Source organism: Lysobacter sp. H23M47, assembly GCF_015209765.1.
GTDB lineage: Bacteria > Pseudomonadota > Gammaproteobacteria > Xanthomonadales > Xanthomonadaceae > Novilysobacter > Novilysobacter avium.
Genome location: NZ_CP063658.1, coordinates 1,749,421 through 1,765,264 on the forward strand (window position 1 = coordinate 1,749,421; position 15,844 = coordinate 1,765,264).

Annotated in this window: 13 protein-coding genes; 4 read left to right on the plus strand and 9 right to left on the minus strand. The window is 66.0% G+C overall.

Annotation, left to right across the window (positions count from 1 at the left end; all coding sequences use genetic code 11):
- Nucleotides 1-99: 99 nt before the first annotated feature.
- Nucleotides 100-876, plus strand: coding sequence for a folate-binding protein (locus INQ43_RS07880; protein WP_228062447.1), 777 nt, complete (start codon nt 100-102; stop codon nt 874-876).
- A gap of 92 nt (nt 877-968) precedes the next feature.
- Here the strand turns inward: INQ43_RS07880 and INQ43_RS07885 are convergent, their stop codons facing one another.
- The 3 genes from INQ43_RS07885 to INQ43_RS07895 all read right to left on the minus strand — a co-directional run bounded on the left by INQ43_RS07885 (nt 969) and on the right by INQ43_RS07895 (nt 5,516).
- Nucleotides 969-3,287 carry a thiamine pyrophosphate-dependent enzyme gene (locus INQ43_RS07885; protein ID WP_194036085.1) on the minus strand — a complete coding sequence of 773 codons (2,319 nt, stop codon included), beginning with the start codon at nt 3,285-3,287 and terminating at the stop codon, nt 969-971.
- 92 nt (nt 3,288-3,379) lie between these two features.
- Nucleotides 3,380-4,543, minus strand: a complete 1,164-nt coding sequence (locus INQ43_RS07890) for an acyl-CoA dehydrogenase family protein (protein WP_194036086.1) — start codon at nt 4,541-4,543, stop codon at nt 3,380-3,382.
- A gap of 133 nt (nt 4,544-4,676) precedes the next feature.
- On the minus strand, nt 4,677-5,516 hold the full coding sequence (locus tag INQ43_RS07895) for a glycine zipper 2TM domain-containing protein (RefSeq protein WP_305058199.1): 840 nt from the start codon (nt 5,514-5,516) through the stop codon (nt 4,677-4,679).
- 174 nt (nt 5,517-5,690) lie between these two features.
- Here INQ43_RS07895 and INQ43_RS07900 point away from each other — a divergent pair, with 174 nt between their 5' ends.
- From INQ43_RS07900 to INQ43_RS07910, 3 genes are read left to right on the plus strand one after another with little or no spacing between them, the layout of a single operon-like run.
- Nucleotides 5,691-5,909, plus strand: a complete 219-nt coding sequence (locus tag INQ43_RS07900; protein ID WP_194036087.1) for a DUF6116 family protein — start codon at nt 5,691-5,693, stop codon at nt 5,907-5,909.
- A 24-nt stretch (nt 5,910-5,933) separates the two neighbouring features.
- A complete protein-coding gene (locus INQ43_RS07905; RefSeq protein WP_194036088.1) occupies nt 5,934-6,713 on the plus strand; it encodes a TatD family hydrolase in 780 nt (259 codons plus the stop codon).
- 54 nt (nt 6,714-6,767) lie between these two features.
- Nucleotides 6,768-7,604: an SDR family oxidoreductase gene (locus tag INQ43_RS07910; protein ID WP_228062448.1), complete on the plus strand. Its 837-nt coding sequence runs from the start codon at nt 6,768-6,770 to the stop codon at nt 7,602-7,604.
- A gap of 54 nt (nt 7,605-7,658) precedes the next feature.
- Here the strand turns inward: INQ43_RS07910 and pnp are convergent, their stop codons facing one another.
- From pnp to nusA, 6 genes are all read right to left on the minus strand, one after another.
- Nucleotides 7,659-9,767, minus strand: coding sequence for a polyribonucleotide nucleotidyltransferase (gene pnp, locus INQ43_RS07915; RefSeq protein ID WP_194033790.1), 2,109 nt, complete (start codon nt 9,765-9,767; stop codon nt 7,659-7,661).
- Nucleotides 9,768-9,918: 151 nt separating this feature from the next.
- Nucleotides 9,919-10,179 carry a 30S ribosomal protein S15 gene (rpsO, locus tag INQ43_RS07920; protein ID WP_043957234.1) on the minus strand — a complete coding sequence of 87 codons (261 nt, stop codon included), beginning with the start codon at nt 10,177-10,179 and terminating at the stop codon, nt 9,919-9,921.
- Nucleotides 10,180-10,356: 177 nt separating this feature from the next.
- Nucleotides 10,357-11,313, minus strand: coding sequence for a tRNA pseudouridine(55) synthase TruB (gene truB / locus INQ43_RS07925; RefSeq protein WP_194036089.1), 957 nt, complete (start codon nt 11,311-11,313; stop codon nt 10,357-10,359).
- Complete coding sequence (rbfA, locus tag INQ43_RS07930; RefSeq protein WP_194033792.1) at nt 11,310-11,684, minus strand: 30S ribosome-binding factor RbfA; 375 nt, start codon at nt 11,682-11,684, stop codon at nt 11,310-11,312. Before rbfA ends, truB begins: the two co-directional genes overlap by 4 nt.
- A 4-nt stretch (nt 11,685-11,688) precedes the next feature.
- A complete protein-coding gene (gene infB, locus INQ43_RS07935) occupies nt 11,689-14,256 on the minus strand; it encodes a translation initiation factor IF-2 (protein WP_194036090.1) in 2,568 nt (855 codons plus the stop codon).
- 95 nt (nt 14,257-14,351) lie between these two features.
- Nucleotides 14,352-15,842, minus strand: a complete 1,491-nt coding sequence (gene nusA, locus INQ43_RS07940) for a transcription termination factor NusA (protein WP_194033794.1) — start codon at nt 15,840-15,842, stop codon at nt 14,352-14,354.
- Between the last annotated feature and the right edge of the window lie 2 nt (nt 15,843-15,844).

Consider the following 15,844-nt stretch of genomic DNA (forward strand, 5'->3'; position numbering starts at 1 on the left):
AAGTCACCCGCCACTGTAGGCCCTCTGATCGCGTTGCCTGAGCAGGCCGTCATCACACTCCGTGGCCGCGATGCGATCGCATTTTCCCAGGCCCAGTTCATGAACGACATTGGCGTCCTCGCCGACGGCGAGTGGCAATGGAGTGGCTGGCTCACCCCGAAGGGCCGCGTGATCACGCTGTTCGCGGTGCTGCGCAGGGATCCGGAGACACTCTGGTTGATGCTCCCCGATGGCGGCGCCGAAGCAATCGTCCAGCGTCTGCGCGGCTATCTGTTCCGCAGCAAGGTCACCATCGGTATCGATGAGGGTCTCCGGGTGGGCGGTCGTTTTACCCAGGCGTCGGGTGCCCGCGGGAACACCTTTGCAGCTGACGGCGACACCGTTGAGTTGGATCTGGGCACGGGGGAACATGCGCGCAGCCTGGTGATCAGTACCGGTCTGGATGCCTTGCCCGACGACGACGCCATCGCGCGCTGGCGTGTGGCCGACCTGCAGGAGGGTCTGCCGCGGCTGGTCGACACAGAGCGCGAGCAGTGGACGCCGCAGCAGTTGTCGCTGGAGCGACTGCAGGCCTTCAGCGTGAAAAAAGGCTGCTATCCCGGCCAGGAAATTGTTGCGCGCACGCATTTCCTGGGCAAGGCCAAGCGCCGCCTGGCGCTGTTGGAGTCGGGTTCGCCGATCGCCGTTGGCAGCGACGTCACCGCCGACGGGAAATCCCTGGGCCGGGTGATGTCGGTCGCCAGCGCGTCGGATAAGCACATCGCGCTGGCCGTGCTGCCGCTGGAGCGGCCGCAGCCCGGCCTGCCGGGCTCCGCGTTGATGGTGGACGGCGCCAGCGTGATTGAGGCGCCGCTACGGGACGGTCTTGCGCGCTGAGGGCGCGTGTTGCCCGCTACCTGCAGGCCCTTGCATTGCTGGCGCGACGCCCCGCTCCGCTGCGGCCCGGTCCCTGGCCGGGGTGACCGGCCTCAGTCCGCTGCCGCCAGCCGGCCGGCTGCATCGACGATGTCCTCTTCGCCGGGAATGACCAGGAACGCCGCGCCGGCCAGCGGCGTGTAGGTGTCCACGCCCACGACCCGCTCAAACGGAATACCGCCCAGCCCGCCCTCGGCGATCGCGGTGATGACGCCCTCCCCCACGCCGGCGCTTTGGCGGCCTTCATCGACAATGAGGATTCGGCGTGCACCGCGAGCCTGCTCGACGATCCAGGCGTCATTGAGCGGCACCAGCCAGCACAGGTCCACCACCCGCGTCCGCCAGCCGTGCGCCTCGCGGATGCTGCGGGCGGCGCGCAGGCTCATCGGCACGCCGTTGCCGTAGGTGAACAGCACCAGGTCATCGCGCCCATCGCCGTCGCCGACATCGGCATCTTCGCCCGCGTCGCTTTCAGGCGGGTACACCCGGCCTTCGCCGATCACCATGGCCTTCCCCTGCTCGGGGTATTCGGTCAGCCAGCCGCCGTCGCCCGCTTCGTGCAGGTCCTTGGTCATGTACAGCGCGATGGGCTCCAGGAACACACTGACGCGCCCGTCCACCTTGGCCAGCGCGGTCAGCGTCCGCAGCATCGTCACCGCATCGTCGCCGCGCGACGGGCAGCCGACCACCAGGCCGGGGATATCGCGCAACGCGGTGATCGAGTTGTCGTTGTGGAAATGGCCGCCGAAGCCACGCTGGTAGCCCAGCCCGGCGATGCGCACCACCATCGGATTGGCATACTGGTTGTTGCTGAAGAACTGCAGGCTCGCCGCCTCGCCGCGGATCTGGTCGCAGGCGTTGTGGAAGTAGGCCAGGTACTGGATTTCCGGGATCGGCAGCATCCCGACGTTGGCAAAGCCCTGCGCCATGCCCAGGATCATGGTCTCGTCGAGCAGCGTATTGAACACGCGGCGCGGCCCGAAGGCTTTCTGCAGCCCCTTGGTGACGGTGTAGACGCCGCCCTTCTGGGCCACGTCCTCGCCAAACAGTAGCGCATCGGGGTACTTGGCGAAGGTCTCGTGCAGCGCCTGGTTGATCTGGATGGCCATGTGGCGTGGCGGCAGGTTTTCCGGCAGCTTCGCCTCGCCGCCGAAGACCTCCAGGCGACGCTCATCGAAGTCGGCGCGCCCGGCCTCGGCCATGACCTTGTCGGGAGAGTACGGAGCCAACGGCGCGATGACGTCGGCCAGCGTTTCAAGTTTGGGTCGGCGATCGGCTTCCTCGGCGGCGGCGAAACAGCGCTTGCGCGTGCGTTCGTAAAGCTCCAGCACCTCATCCCTGGACATGAGCCCGGATTCCAGTGCGATCGATGCCGACCGCAGCAGCGGATCGGTCGCCTCGACGGCGCACAGTTCCTCGAGCGACCGCCACTCGATCTCGAAGTCGGTCCCGGCGTGACCCATGATCCGCGTCGTGCGCAGGTGCAGGAAGGTCGGCCGGCGGGTGGTCCGGCAGTGCTCGACGGCGCGCTGGACATCGGCATAGCCGTTGGCCAGGTCCAGGCCGTCGGCGGCGAAGTAGTCCAGGTCGGCGCGCTGGGAAAAATTGCGCGCGATCCAGCCTGACGGCGTCTTCACCGAGATGCCGATGCCGTTGTCCTCGCACACGAACAGCGCCGGCGCCGGCAGCTTTTGGTAGGCGGTCCACGCGGCCGCGTTGAAAGCGGTCTGCGCGGTCGCATGGTTGCTGGACGCATCACCGAAGGAGCAGATGGTGATGCTGTCGTCGGGAATCGGCAGCTGGTGTCCAAGGCGCCGGCCGGCCTCGATCGCGATCGCCGTGCCGAGTGCCTTGGGCAGGTGCGAGGCGATGGTCGATGTCTGCGGGAGCACCCACAAGGGCTTGCTGCCCCAGACCTTGTGGCGACCGCCGCTGGCGGGGTCGTCCTTGCTGGCGGCAAAGCTCAGCGCGGAGTCCATCGCCGGATCCATCCCGGGTAGTTTGCGGAAGCGCTCGGCCATGAAGCCGCCGCTGCGGTAATGCAGGAAGGCCGGATCGGTATGCCGGGTGGCGCGCGCGACCATTGCGTTGCCCTCGTGCCCGGACGAACCGATCGTATAGAAGACCTTGTTCTGCACCCGCAGCACCCGCGCCATGAGGTCTAGGTGGCGGCTGACCAGCTGCGATTCGAACAACTCCAGGAAGCCCTTTGCATCCAGTGCACTGCCCTCCAGCACCGGCGCATCGTCGTCCGGAGCCACACCGGCCCGCCCGTTCCAGGACCGGACGAACTCGGTGAAATTCACATCGCAGATCTCGGCGCGGTTGAGGCCCCGCATGCGTGCGGGAATAGGGCTGGACAGGCTCGACATCATCAGGGCTCCGCCTCGGCCGGTGGGCGCGAGGCTGCAATAGGTAGGTCTGGAGTTTCGTCAGGCGGGCAACTCGGGCGTGCGGTGCGCGATCAGAACGCGTTGATCCCCGTCAGCTCGCGGCCGACCACCAGCTGGTGGATGGTCTCGGTGCCCTCGTAGGTGATCACCGACTCCAGGTTCATGGCGTGGCGGATCGCGCAGTGCTCGGTGGTGATGCCGGCGCCACCCAGCAGGTCGCGGCACTGGCGGGCGATGTCGATCGCCATGCGGCAGTTGTTCCACTTGGCCAGGCTGACCTGGGTCGGGGCCATGGTGCCGGCATCCTTGAGCCGGCCCAGCTGGACCACCAGCAGCTGCGCCATGGTGATGCGACGGGCCATGTCGGCCATCTTCAATTGGGCGGATTGCGTTGCCGCCACCGGGCGACCGAACAGGATGCGCTCCTTGGTGTAGCCCAGCACTTCGTCAAGACACGCAATCGCGGCGCCGATCGGGCCCCAGGTGATGCCGTAGCGGGCCTGGGTCAGGCAGCCCAGCGGACCCTTCAGGCCCTTCACGTTGGGCAGGCGGTTGGCTTCGGGCACGCGCACGTTGTCAAAAAACAGGCCACTGGTGACCGAGGCGCGCAGGCTCATCTTGTGCTTGATCTCCTGGGCGGCAAAACCCGGCATGCCCTTCTCGACCACGAAGCCCTGGATGCCCTCATCGGTCTGCGCCCAGACGATCGCGATGTCGGCCAGGTTGCCGTTGGTGATCCACATCTTGCTGCCGTTGAGGACCCAGTCGCCGCCGTCTTTCTTCGCGTTGGTCTTCATGTTGGCCGGGTCGGAGCCGCCGTGCGGCTCGGTCAGGCCGAAGCAGCCGATGGTCTCCCCGCGCGCCATCGAGGGCAGCCAGCGCTGCTTCTGCTCCTCGGTCCCATAGGCGAAGATCGGGTACATGCACAGCGAGGACTGCACCGAGACGAAGCTGCGGATGCCGCTGTCGCCGCGCTCCAGCTCCTGGCAGATCAGGCCGTAGGACACCGAATTCAGGCCGCCACCGCCGTATTCCTCCGGTAGTGAGGAGCCCAGCAGGCCGAGCTCGGCGATCTCGGGAATCAGCTCGCGCGGAAAGCGGCCTTCATCGAACGCGTCGCCGATGATCGGGATCACGCGCTCGTCGGTGAACCGCGCCACCGTGTCCTGCACGGCGCGCTCCTCCTCGCTCAGAAGGGAACGGGTGTCGTACAGGTCGTAGGGATTGAGGGACATGGCGGACTCGTGCGCGAAAAGGACCATTGTAAGCAGCACGCCGGATGGAGCACACCATGCTCGCCTCGGCCCAAACGCGAAGGGGCCGGAATATCCAGCCCCTTGGGCGCATCACCGGCAGCTGTGATCGCGATCAGCCGCGCGGGGTACCGGCCACGGACGCCGTCTGCACCACCACCTCGCCATCGATCACCGGCAGGCGGTCACCAGGGCGGTCGTTCATGCGCACGGTGCGCTCCTGGCCGTCGAAGCGGTACGTGACGTCGTAGCCCACCACCTCATCCCGACTGCCCAGCGAAATGCGCTCGCCGGGCTTGCTGCCCATGCGCTTGCTGCCCGTCGTGCCATCCGGATTGCGGAACGAGACGTCGTAGCCGATCACCCGGCTGGACTGGGAGGTGTCGGCAACGGTGCGGCACTGCCGGTCCACCCGCTCCACGACCCGCCCACCGACGTGATTGCGGTCGACGCGGTTGCCTACAAAACCACCGGCTACGGCGCCGGCTGCAGTCGCTGCCTTGCGCCCGTTGCCCTTTCCGATCTGGTTGCCCAGGACGCCGCCGATCACCGCACCGGCAACCGTCCCGCCGACATTGCCATCGCGTTCGGGCAGGCGCTCCTGCACCACAACGTCCTCACACACCTGGCGTGGACTGGATACGGTGCTGGTTTCACGCACAGGGTCGACCCCGGTAACGACCGCGTACAGGTCTTCCTTCTCCGTCACCTCGTCGATATCGATCACATCCGCGTAGTCCAGGCGAGCCATCGGCGCCCGATCAAGCATGGCGATCGACCCGTCGGCGCGGGAATCGCCAGCAAAGGACGCAAGGTCCGTTTGGCCGGCGACCGGTGAAAAGCTGGCGGCACCAACATCGTGGCTCGCCGGCCGGTCGAACGAATTGTAGGCGGCAACCGCGACGCCACCGACCATCAGGGCAGCAACGGCAACGGCAAGCATGTTCTTGTTCATCTCTCCACCTCATCCGTGCGGGTCTCGCCCGCGCTATCGACTGCGTCCATTCCACCATCACCGGGCTGAACGGATCCGCACTTTGTGTCACATACTGCCCAAATGCGTCTGCACGGTCACAACATCGCAATTGCGATACTGATGACAGAAGCTTCCGGATCACCGAGGAAATCCATGGCCAACCCCCTTCTTTCGCCGTTCATGGGCTGGGCGCGAAAGCTCCGCTTCCCGACCCTGTTCAAGATCACCGCGGCGCTGTTCGTGCTTTCGGTGCTGATCCCCGACCCCGTTCCTTTTGTCGATGAGATCCTGCTGGGCCTGGGCACCCTCATGCTGGCGCAGTGGAAACAGCGCGGACAGGTGATCGACGCACCGCCCAAGCCCCCACGTTGATCCAGGCAGGCCGGTAGACATCCTGTGCTTGTAGACACGCATTGCCACCTGGACGCTCCGGAGTTCGACCAGGACCGCGCGGAAGTGGTCAAGCGCGCCCGGATCGCTGGCGTCACCCGGCAGGTGGTCCCGGCGACAATCGCCGCGGGCTGGCCGGGATTGCGCGACGTCTGTGCCTCTGGCGACGGACTGCACGCCGCGTACGGCCTGCACCCGATGTTCCTGGATGCGCACCGACGCGAACACATCGCCGACCTGAAGCAGTGGATTGAACGCGAGAAGCCTGTTGCCGTGGGGGAATGCGGCCTGGATTTCTACATTACGGATCCGGACCGCGAGGAACAGGCCTGGTACTTCGATGCCCAGCTCAAACTGGCCCGCGACTTCGACCTGCCGGTGATCGTGCACGCCCGCCGCTCGGTGGATCAGGTGATCTCCGCGATCCGCCGGATCGGCAATCTTCGCGGCGTCGTCCACAGCTTCCCCGGCAGCCAGCAGCAAGCCGATATCCTCTGGGAGAACGGGTTCATGCTCGGATTCGGCGGGCCGGTCACGTATGAGCGCGCAAAACGCCTGCGCAGGATCGTGGCGACGATGCCGCTGGAATGGCTGCTGCTGGAAACCGACGCACCCGACCAGCCCGATGCCGCCCATCGCGGCAAGCGCAACGAGCCCGCGCGCATTACCCATGTGCTGGAAACCATCGCCCAGCTGCGGGACATTTCCGCGGATGAGCTGGCCGCCGCAACCTCGTCCAATGCCGAGCGACTGTTCGGCCTGCCGCCTTCCCCTCAACATTGCTGACGCGCCGACCTTTCCGCCGCTCGTGCACAATCGTCTGAATCGATGGGGGTGGGCATGCAATCAGTAGAGGGAAAAATCGTCCTGATCACCGGCGCCGCAATGGGCATGGGCCGGCTGTATGCCGAGCGTGCGATCGCGGAGGGCGCCAAGTCCGTGGTGCTTTGGGACCTGGACGGACCTGGTCTGGCGGCCACCCGGGATGAGATCGGCAGGCCGGGCACACAGATCCACGCCTACGTTGTAGACGTCGCCTCGCTGTCCGACATCACCACCGCCGCGGCGCGGGTGCGCAGCGAAGTGGGCGATCCGGACGTGGTCATCAACAACGCCGGCATCGTGCGCAGCAAGCTGTTCTGGGAGCACGACCACACGCGCGACATTGCGGCGGTGATGGACATCAACGTGCTGGCCCTGATGCACATCACCCGCGAGTTCCTTCCGGCGATGATCGCCAATCCGGGTCCTGCGCGCATTCTGAACGTGGCCTCCGCTTCAGGGATGCTGTCGGTGCCGCGGATGAGCGTCTACGCCGCGTCGAAATGGGCGGTGATCGGCTGGAGCGATTCAGTGCGGCTGGAGCTGTTGCGTGCCGGGCACGGCCACGTACGAGTGACGACGCTGATCCCGAGCTATATCACCACCGGCATGTTCGCCGGCGCGCGGGCGCCGCTGCTGACGCCGCTGATGGAACCCGAAGACGTCGTCGACCGCGCGTGGCGGGCGATGAAGCGCGGCAAGGCCCGGCTGATGATGCCGTGGTCCGTTTGGCTCAGCGGCGCGCTGCGGGGCGTACTGCCGCAGCCGTTGTGGGACGTGCTGGCTGACAGGGTGTTCCGGGTCTACTCATCGATGGACCATTTCACCGGGCGCCGGCCCAGACCCGGCGCATGAAAAAAGCGGGCCGAAGCCCGCTTTTCTGCAAACAAACAATCGCGCCCTTGCGGATTACTCCGCCGGCGTACCCTCGCCTTCGTCCACGGCCTTCATCGACAGGCGGATGCGGCCCTGCTTGTCGACTTCCAGCACCTTGACCTTGACCATGTCGCCTTCCTTGAGCACGTCGCTGACCTTCTCGACGCGGTCGTTGGAAATCTGCGACACGTGGACCAGACCGTCCTTCCCCGGGGAGATCGTCACGAACGCGCCGAAGTCCATGATCTTGGCGACCTTGCCTTCGTAGATGCGGCCCGGCTCGACGTCCGAGGTGATCTGCTCGATCCGGTCCTTGGCAGCCTGGCCGGCGATCGCGTTGACCGAGGCGATGGTGATCGTGCCGTCGTCCTGGATGTCGATCTGGGTGCCGGTTTCCTTGGTGATGGCCTGGATGACGGAGCCACCCTTGCCGATCACTTCGCGGATCTTGTCGGGATGGATCTTGATGGTGATCAGGCGCGGCGCGAACTCGCTCAGCTCGCCACGCGGGCTGGTCATCGCATGGGCCATCTCGCCGAGGATATGCAGGCGACCGGCCTTGGCCTGCTGCAGCGCGGCCTTCATGATCTCCTCGGTGATGCCCTGGATCTTGATGTCCATCTGCAAGGCCGAAATGCCCTCGCTGGTACCGGCCACCTTGAAGTCCATGTCGCCCAGGTGATCCTCGTCGCCGAGGATGTCGGACAGCACGACGTAGTCGTTGCCTTCCTTGACCAGGCCCATCGCGATGCCCGCGACCGGGGCCTTGATCGGCACACCGGCGTCCATCAGTGCCAGCGAGCTGCCGCAGACCGACGCCATCGACGAGGAGCCGTTCGACTCGGTGATCTCCGAGACCACGCGGATGGTGTACGGGAAGGCTTCCATGGTCGGCATCACGGCGAGCACGCCGCGCTTGGCCAGGCGGCCGTGGCCGATCTCGCGGCGCTTCGGGCCCATCATGCGGCCCGCTTCGCCCACCGAGTAGGGAGGGAAGTTGTAGTGGAACAGGAAGTGGTCCTTGTACTCGCCGCCCACGGCATCGATGACCTGGCCATCGCGCGCGGTACCCAGGGTGACCGCGACGATCGCCTGGGTCTCGCCACGGGTGAACAGCGCCGAGCCGTGCACACGCGGCAGGATGCTGACCTTGGAGCTGATCCCGCGCACTGCATCGGGGGCACGACCGTCGATACGGACCTTGGTGCTGAGCACGGTGCCGCGCAGGGTGCTGTATTCCAGCTCGGAAAACTGCTTGGATACGTCGCTGGTGGTCCAGCCGTTGGCTTCCATCTGCTCGGCCATCGAGCCCAGCACGTCCTTCTTCAGCGCCGAGATAGCGTCCTTGCGCTCGAGCTTGTCGCTCACCGCAAACGCCTGGGTCAGGCGATCGCCCAGCGTGGCCTTCAGTGCGGAGACCAGCGACTCGTCGGCGGCCGGCGCAGACCAGGTCCACTTGGGCTTGCCGGCCTCGGCGACCAGCTCGTTGATCGCGTTGATCGCGACCTGCATCTGCTGGTGGCCGAACATCACCGCGCCCAGCATCACGTCCTCGGACAGCACATCGGCTTCAGACTCGACCATCAGCACCGCATCGGCGGTACCGGCGACGACGAGCTCAAGCTTGGAGTCTTCCAGCTCCGAGACGGTCGGGTTGAGGATGTACTCGCCATCCTTGTAGCCGACCTTGGCGGCAGCGATCGGGCCGTCAAACGGTGCGCCCGACAGGGCAAGCGCGGCGGAGGCGCCGATCAGGGCCGGGATGTCGCCGTCGATCTCGGGGTTCAGCGACATCACCGTGGCGATGATCTGGACCTCGTTGCGGAAGCCATCGGGGAACAGCGGGCGGATCGGACGGTCGATCAGGCGGGAGATCAGTGTCTCCTTCTCGGTCTGGCGCCCTTCGCGCTTGAAGAAGCCGCCGGGGATGCGGCCGCCGGCGTAGAACTTTTCCTGATAATCGACGGTCAGGGGGAAGAAATCCTGGCCCTCGCGCGCGGTCTTGTTGGCAACCGCGCTGACCAGCAGCACGGTGTCTTCAACGCGGACGATTACTGCGCCGCCGGCCTGGCGGGCGATCTCACCGGTCTCCAGGGTGACCTGGTGTTTGCCGTACTGGAAGGTCTTGGTAATTTTTGACACGTTGAATTCCTATCGGTGCGGTTGCGGTCAGGCGTTGGCCGGGGGGGGGTTGCCCGGACGGTCGCCGGCTGCGACCTGTTGCTGGTTCTACCACGGCCTTCCGACCGCGGAAACGCATCGCGGCGCCCGTAAGCGCCGCGATGGGAAAAGTTTAGCGACGAAGGCCGAGCTTCGCGATCAATGCCTTGTAACGAGCCACGTCCTTGCGGTGCAGATAGTCAAGCAGGCTGCGACGGCGGTTGACCATCATCAGCAGGCCACGACGGCTGTGGTGGTCCTGTTTGTGCTCCTTGAAGTGGCCCTGGAGCATCTCGATGCGTGCGGTCAGCAGGGCGACCTGGACTTCCGGCGAGCCGGTGTCGTTCTCGCCGCGCTTGTTCTCTTCAATGACTTTCTGGGTATCAATGGACATCTTGGTGCCTCGTAGACGCGCGACCCGCAGAACGCTGCCGGCACTGGAAAAAAGTGCCGGCGCACCACAATGGTCCGCCGCTGGATGGTAGGAGATTGTTGAAACGAAGGATGCCTGTCAAAGGCAAGGCGAATTGTAGCCTCCTGCCCAGGTGACAACAAGGCGCAGGGGAGGATTTCAGGGCTGCGGGGCAGTGGCCCAGGCGAACAGGCGCTGCGGATGGACCCAACCGGCATCGTCGATGCGCCCGATGCCGAGCACACGACCGTCCTGATCATGGACCGCGACCGTGGTGCCGGCACTCACCTCCGGCTTCGCTGCCGGTAGAACCGGCTGTCCGAAGCCAAGCGTGCGGGCCTGCGCCTCGTCCAGGTCCACCCGGGTAAAGTCAGCCAGACCGGCCTCAATGGGCAGCAGCGCGGCATCCAGGACGGCCTCACCCTGCTTCGCGAGCGCTTCCAGCGCCTCCAGGGTAAGCATCCGGGGCTGCCGGAAAGGGTCGACCCAGGTCCGGCGAAGATGTTCGACATGCGCACCACAGCCAAGGGACTCGCCCATGTCACGCACCAGGCTGCGGATGTAGGTACCGGAACCGCACTCGACACCGAGCTGAAGGCGCTCCCCGTCGCGCGCCAGCAGGTCAAGCGAATGCACGGTGACCTTACGCACCGGCGCCTCGATCGCTTCGCCCCTGCGGGCCTTGGCATAGAGTGGTTCACCTCCCTGTTTGAGCGCGGAGTAGATCGGTGCGCGCTGCTCGATCCCGCCGCGCAGTGGTGTCAGCGCGGCTTCGATATCTGCATCGACCAGCGCGGGGACCGGGCGCTCGCGAAGTACCGTGCCGTCGGCATCATCGGTATCGGTGCTGATGCCCAGCACTGCGGTGGCCAGATAGGCCTTGTCGGCACCGAGCAGCAGCCCGGCGATCTTGGTCGCCTCGCCAAAGCAGATCGGCAACAAGCCTGTCGCGAGGGGATCAAGGCTTCCGGTATGGCCCGCCTTTCTCGCACGGAAGATGTGGCGGGCGCGCTGCATCGCCTGGTTGGAACTCAGGCCCGCGGGCTTGTCCAGCAACAACAGGCCGTCAAGGGAACGAAACCGGGTACGGGGACGTTTTCCCGCGGCGGCGGTCATTCCTGCGGATCGTCCCCGTCATCGGTGGCCAGCGGCGGGTTTTCGCGCAGCAGGGTGTCGATTCGCTCGCCACGGTCGACCGAGTCGTCGTAGTGGAAATGCAGTTCGGGCACGTGGCGCAGCTTCATCGCCCGGCCCAACTCGTAACGCAGCGGCTTGACGAGTTCCTTCAGCCCGGCCATGGCCTCGTCGGAGCGCTCGGCCTGCAACGCGGTGACGAAGACCTTGGCGTGCGCCAGGTCCCGGGTCACCTCGACATCGGACACGCTCACCGATGGAAGGCCGTGCTCGCGAACCGCCGCATGCACCAGGGTGCCCAGCTCACGTCGGAGCTGGGCGGAAACACGATCGGAGCGATGGAAGGTCTTCATCGCATCACAGCGTGCGCTGGACTTCGATGCGCTCGAAGCACTCGATGACATCGCCAACCTGGACGTCGTTGTACTGCTTCACGCCGATGCCGCACTCGGTGTTGACGCGGACCTCGTCGACGTTCTCCTTGAAGCGGCGCAGGGATTCCAGCTCGCCTTCGAAGATGACCACGCTGTCGCGCAGGACGCGGATCGGCTTGGTCCGCTTGACCACGCCCTCCACCACCATGCAGCCGGCAACCGCGCCGAACTTGGAGCTGCGGAAGACGTCGCGGACCTCGGCGTTGCCGATGATTTCCTCGCGGATCTCCACGCCCAGGATGCCGGACGCGACCTGCTTCACCTGATCGATCACGTCATAGATGATCGAGAAGTAGCGCAGGTCCACGCCGTTGGTCTCGATGACCTTGCGCGCGGAGGCGTCGGCGCGGACGTTGAAGCCGATGATGGTGGCCTTGGAGGTCGAGGCCAGCTGCGCGTCGGACTCGTTGATACCACCGACACCGGAGCCGATCACGTTGATGCGGATGTCGCTGGTGGACAACGCGGTGAGTGCCTCGGTCAGTGCCTGCACCGAACCCTGCACGTCCGCCTTGATGATCAAGGGCAGGCTCAGCTGATCACCCTGGCCGATCTGGGCCATGATGTCTTCCATGCGGTTGCCGCTCTGGGCGACCAGACGCGATTCGCGGCGCTGCGCGTCACGCTGACCGGCAACATCCTTGGCCAGGCGCTCGTCCTCGACCACGACGAAATCGTCGCCGGCATCGGGCACGCCGGACAGGCCCAGGACCTGCACGGGAATGGATGGCCCGGCGGAATCGACCTGCTCGCCTGCCTCGTTGAACAGCGCCCGCACGCGGCCATATTGCACTCCGCAGACCAGGTAGTCGCCCTTCTTGAGCTCACCCTGCTGCACCAGCACCGTAGCCACGGCACCGCGGCCCTTGTCGAGCGCGGACTCGATGACGACGCCGCTGGCGCGGCCATCAGCCACCGCAGACAGCTCGAGGAACTCGGCCTGCAGCGTGATCGCGTCCAGCAGGCCGTCGATGTTCTGCCCGGTCTTGGCAGAGAGCTCAACGAACTGGGTATCACCACCGAACTCTTCGGCGACGACCTCGTGCTCGAGCAACTCGTTCTTGACCCGCAGCGGGTCGGCTTCGGACTTGTCGACCTTGTTGATCGCCACGATCAGCGGGACGCCGGCGGCCTTTGCGTGCTGCACGGCCTCCACCGTCTGCGGCTTGACGCCGTCATCGGCGGCAACCACCAGCACGATGATGTCGGTCAGCTTGGCACCGCGCGAGCGCATCGACGAGAACGCCGCGTGGCCCGGGGTATCCAGGAAGCTGATGATGCCCTTGTCGGTTTCGACGTGGTACGCACCGATGTGCTGGGTGATGCCACCCGCTTCGCCGGTGGCGATCTTGGTACGGCGGATGTAATCCAGCAACGAGGTCTTGCCGTGGTCGACGTGACCCATGATGGTCACGACCGGCGGACGGGATGTCTGCTCGCCGTCGATGTTCTCGACGTGGGCCAGCAGGACATTCTCCACGTCGGCGGCGTCGGCGCGGACCACGTTGTGGCCCAGCTCCTCGGTCACCAGCGCGGCAGTGTCATGGTCGATGCTCTGCGTGATCGTCGCCATGACACCCATCTTGAACAGCGCCTTGACCACTTCGCCGCCCTTGAGCGACATCTTCTGCGCCAGGTCGGCCACGGTGATGGTCTCGCCGATGGCGACGTCGCGCACGATCGGCGCGGTCGGCCGGGTGAAGCCCGTTCCGGTACGGCTCTGGTCGCTCTGGCGGCGCGGCTTGGCGCGGCCACGGGTATTGGTGGAACGACGCGCACGATCGGACGCACTCAGGTGCATCTGTCCGGCAAACCGCTTGCCGCCGCGATCATCATCGCGGCCCGCCGGAGCGGCCGCACCACGACCCTTGCGGGGTGCTGCCGGGCGGTCATCGCCGCGGGCAGGTGGCTTGGGATGACCGTGGCCATGCGTAGGCGCCGGCTCCGGAATCTCGTCGGGCGCAGCAACCACCGGCGCGGCTTCGGCGGCCTTGGCTTCTTCGATCTTGCGGCGCTCGGCTTCTTCTGCGTCACGCTTGGCCTGCTCGGCCTCCTCGGCGCGGCGCTGGTCAGCCTCGGCCAACGCCTTCTGCTCGGCCAGATTGCGCTGACGCGATTCTTCCAGCTTGCGCAGGATCTCGGCGCGCTCATCGGTCGGATCCACGACCCCGGCATCGGGCCGGACCACGGTGACCTTCTTGCGCACGACGACATCCACCGTCGACCGGCTCTTGCCACCGCCGACGGTCAATTCCTGCCGGCGGCTGCGGTTGAGGGTGATCTTTTTCGGGGCCTCGCCCTTGGCGTCCGCCGTTTCCGGCTTGCCATGGGTGCGACGCAGGAACCCGAGCAATTTGACCTTCTCGGTACTGGTGACGGCCTGGTCCGGGCCACTGAACGGCATGCCGGCCTCGGCCAACTGCTCCAGCAACTTCTCGACCGGCGTATTCACCAGTTGGGCCAACTTGCGGATGGTGGTTTGCTGCGACATTCGGTTTCCGTGTCCTGTGGCACGGACCAGTGCCCGTGCGTGATGATGCATTGTAGCGGCTGGGTTGCCTGAACCCGGTCAAAAACCCCGCCGCGTTACTCGAACCAGTGTTTGCGCGCTTCCATGATCAATGCGGAGGCGCGTGCCTCGTCCAGGCCTTCAACGTCGGCCAGCTCGTCGGTGGCAAGGTCGGCCAGGTCGTCCCTGGTGACGATGCCCCGCGCGGCGAGGACGAGGGCGAGATCTTCGTCCATGCCCTCCAGCGTAAGCAGGTCCTGCGAAGGCGCGCCGTCGTCCTCCACCGCCTCTTCTGCGGCGAGCGCGTCATCAAGCAGCGCATCGCGGGCGCGGGTGCGCAGTTCCTCGACAATGTCCTCGTCGAAGCCTTCAACGGCCAGCAATTCGCCGACCGGGACGTAGGCAATCTCCTCGATGGTATTGAAGCCTTCCGCCACAAGGATCGACGCGATTTCCTCATCGACCTCCAGCTTCTCCTGGAACAGCTGGCGGGCGGCCGACTGCTCGGCCTCCGACTTCTCGGTGACCTGGTCCTGGGTCATGACGTTGAGCTGCCACCCCGACAGACGGCTGGCGAGGCGCACGTTCTGGCCGCCCTTGCCGATCGCCTGGGCGAGGCGGTCTTCGGCCACCGCCAGGTCCATCGAGTGCTTGTCCTCGTCGACGATGATCGACTGGACCTCGGCGGGCGCCATCGCGTTGATCACGAACTGGGCCGGATTGTCGGACCACAGCACGATGTCCACGCGCTCGCCGTTGAGCTCGTTGGTGACCGCCTGCACGCGCGAACCGCGCATGCCGATGCAGGCACCGATCGGATCGGTCCGGTTGTCGTGCGCGAGCACCGCGATCTTGGCGCGGTCGCCCGGATCGCGCGCGCAGCCCATGATCGAGACCAGGCCCTGGCCGACCTCGGGCACCTCGAGCTTGAACAGTTCCATCATGAACTCGGGGGCGGCGCGACTGATGAACAGCTGCGGTCCGCGCGGCTCGCTGCGCACGTCGTAGAGGTAACCGCGGACGCGGTCGCCCGCACGCAGGACGTCACGCGGAATGCCCTTGTCCTTGGTGATGATCGCCTCGGCGTTGCCGCCCAGGTCGACGTAGATGTTGCCGCGCTCGACGCGTTTGACGATGCCCGTCACCAGCTCGCCGACGCGGTCCTTCCAGGCATCGATGACCTGCGCGCGCTCGGCCTCGCGCACGCGCTGCACGATCACCTGCTTGGCCGCCTGCGCTGCGATGCGACCGAACTCCGGGTTGTCGATCTGCTCGTCGATGTAGTCGCCCACCTCGACGCCCTCGACCTCATCGACGGCATCCATCAGGCGGATCTGGCGGTCGGGCGACTCCATGACCACGTCATCGGCGACCACTTCCATGCGCCGGAAGGTCTCGTAGCTGCCGTCCTCGGGATTGATCTTGACCCGGACCAGCACGTCTTCGTCGAGGTAGCGCTTCTTCGCCGCGGAGGCCAGCGCGGCCTCGATGGCATCGAGGATCACCGACTCCGGCACGCCCTTCTCATGGGCGACCGCGTCCACGACCAGCAACAGTTCCTTGCTCATCT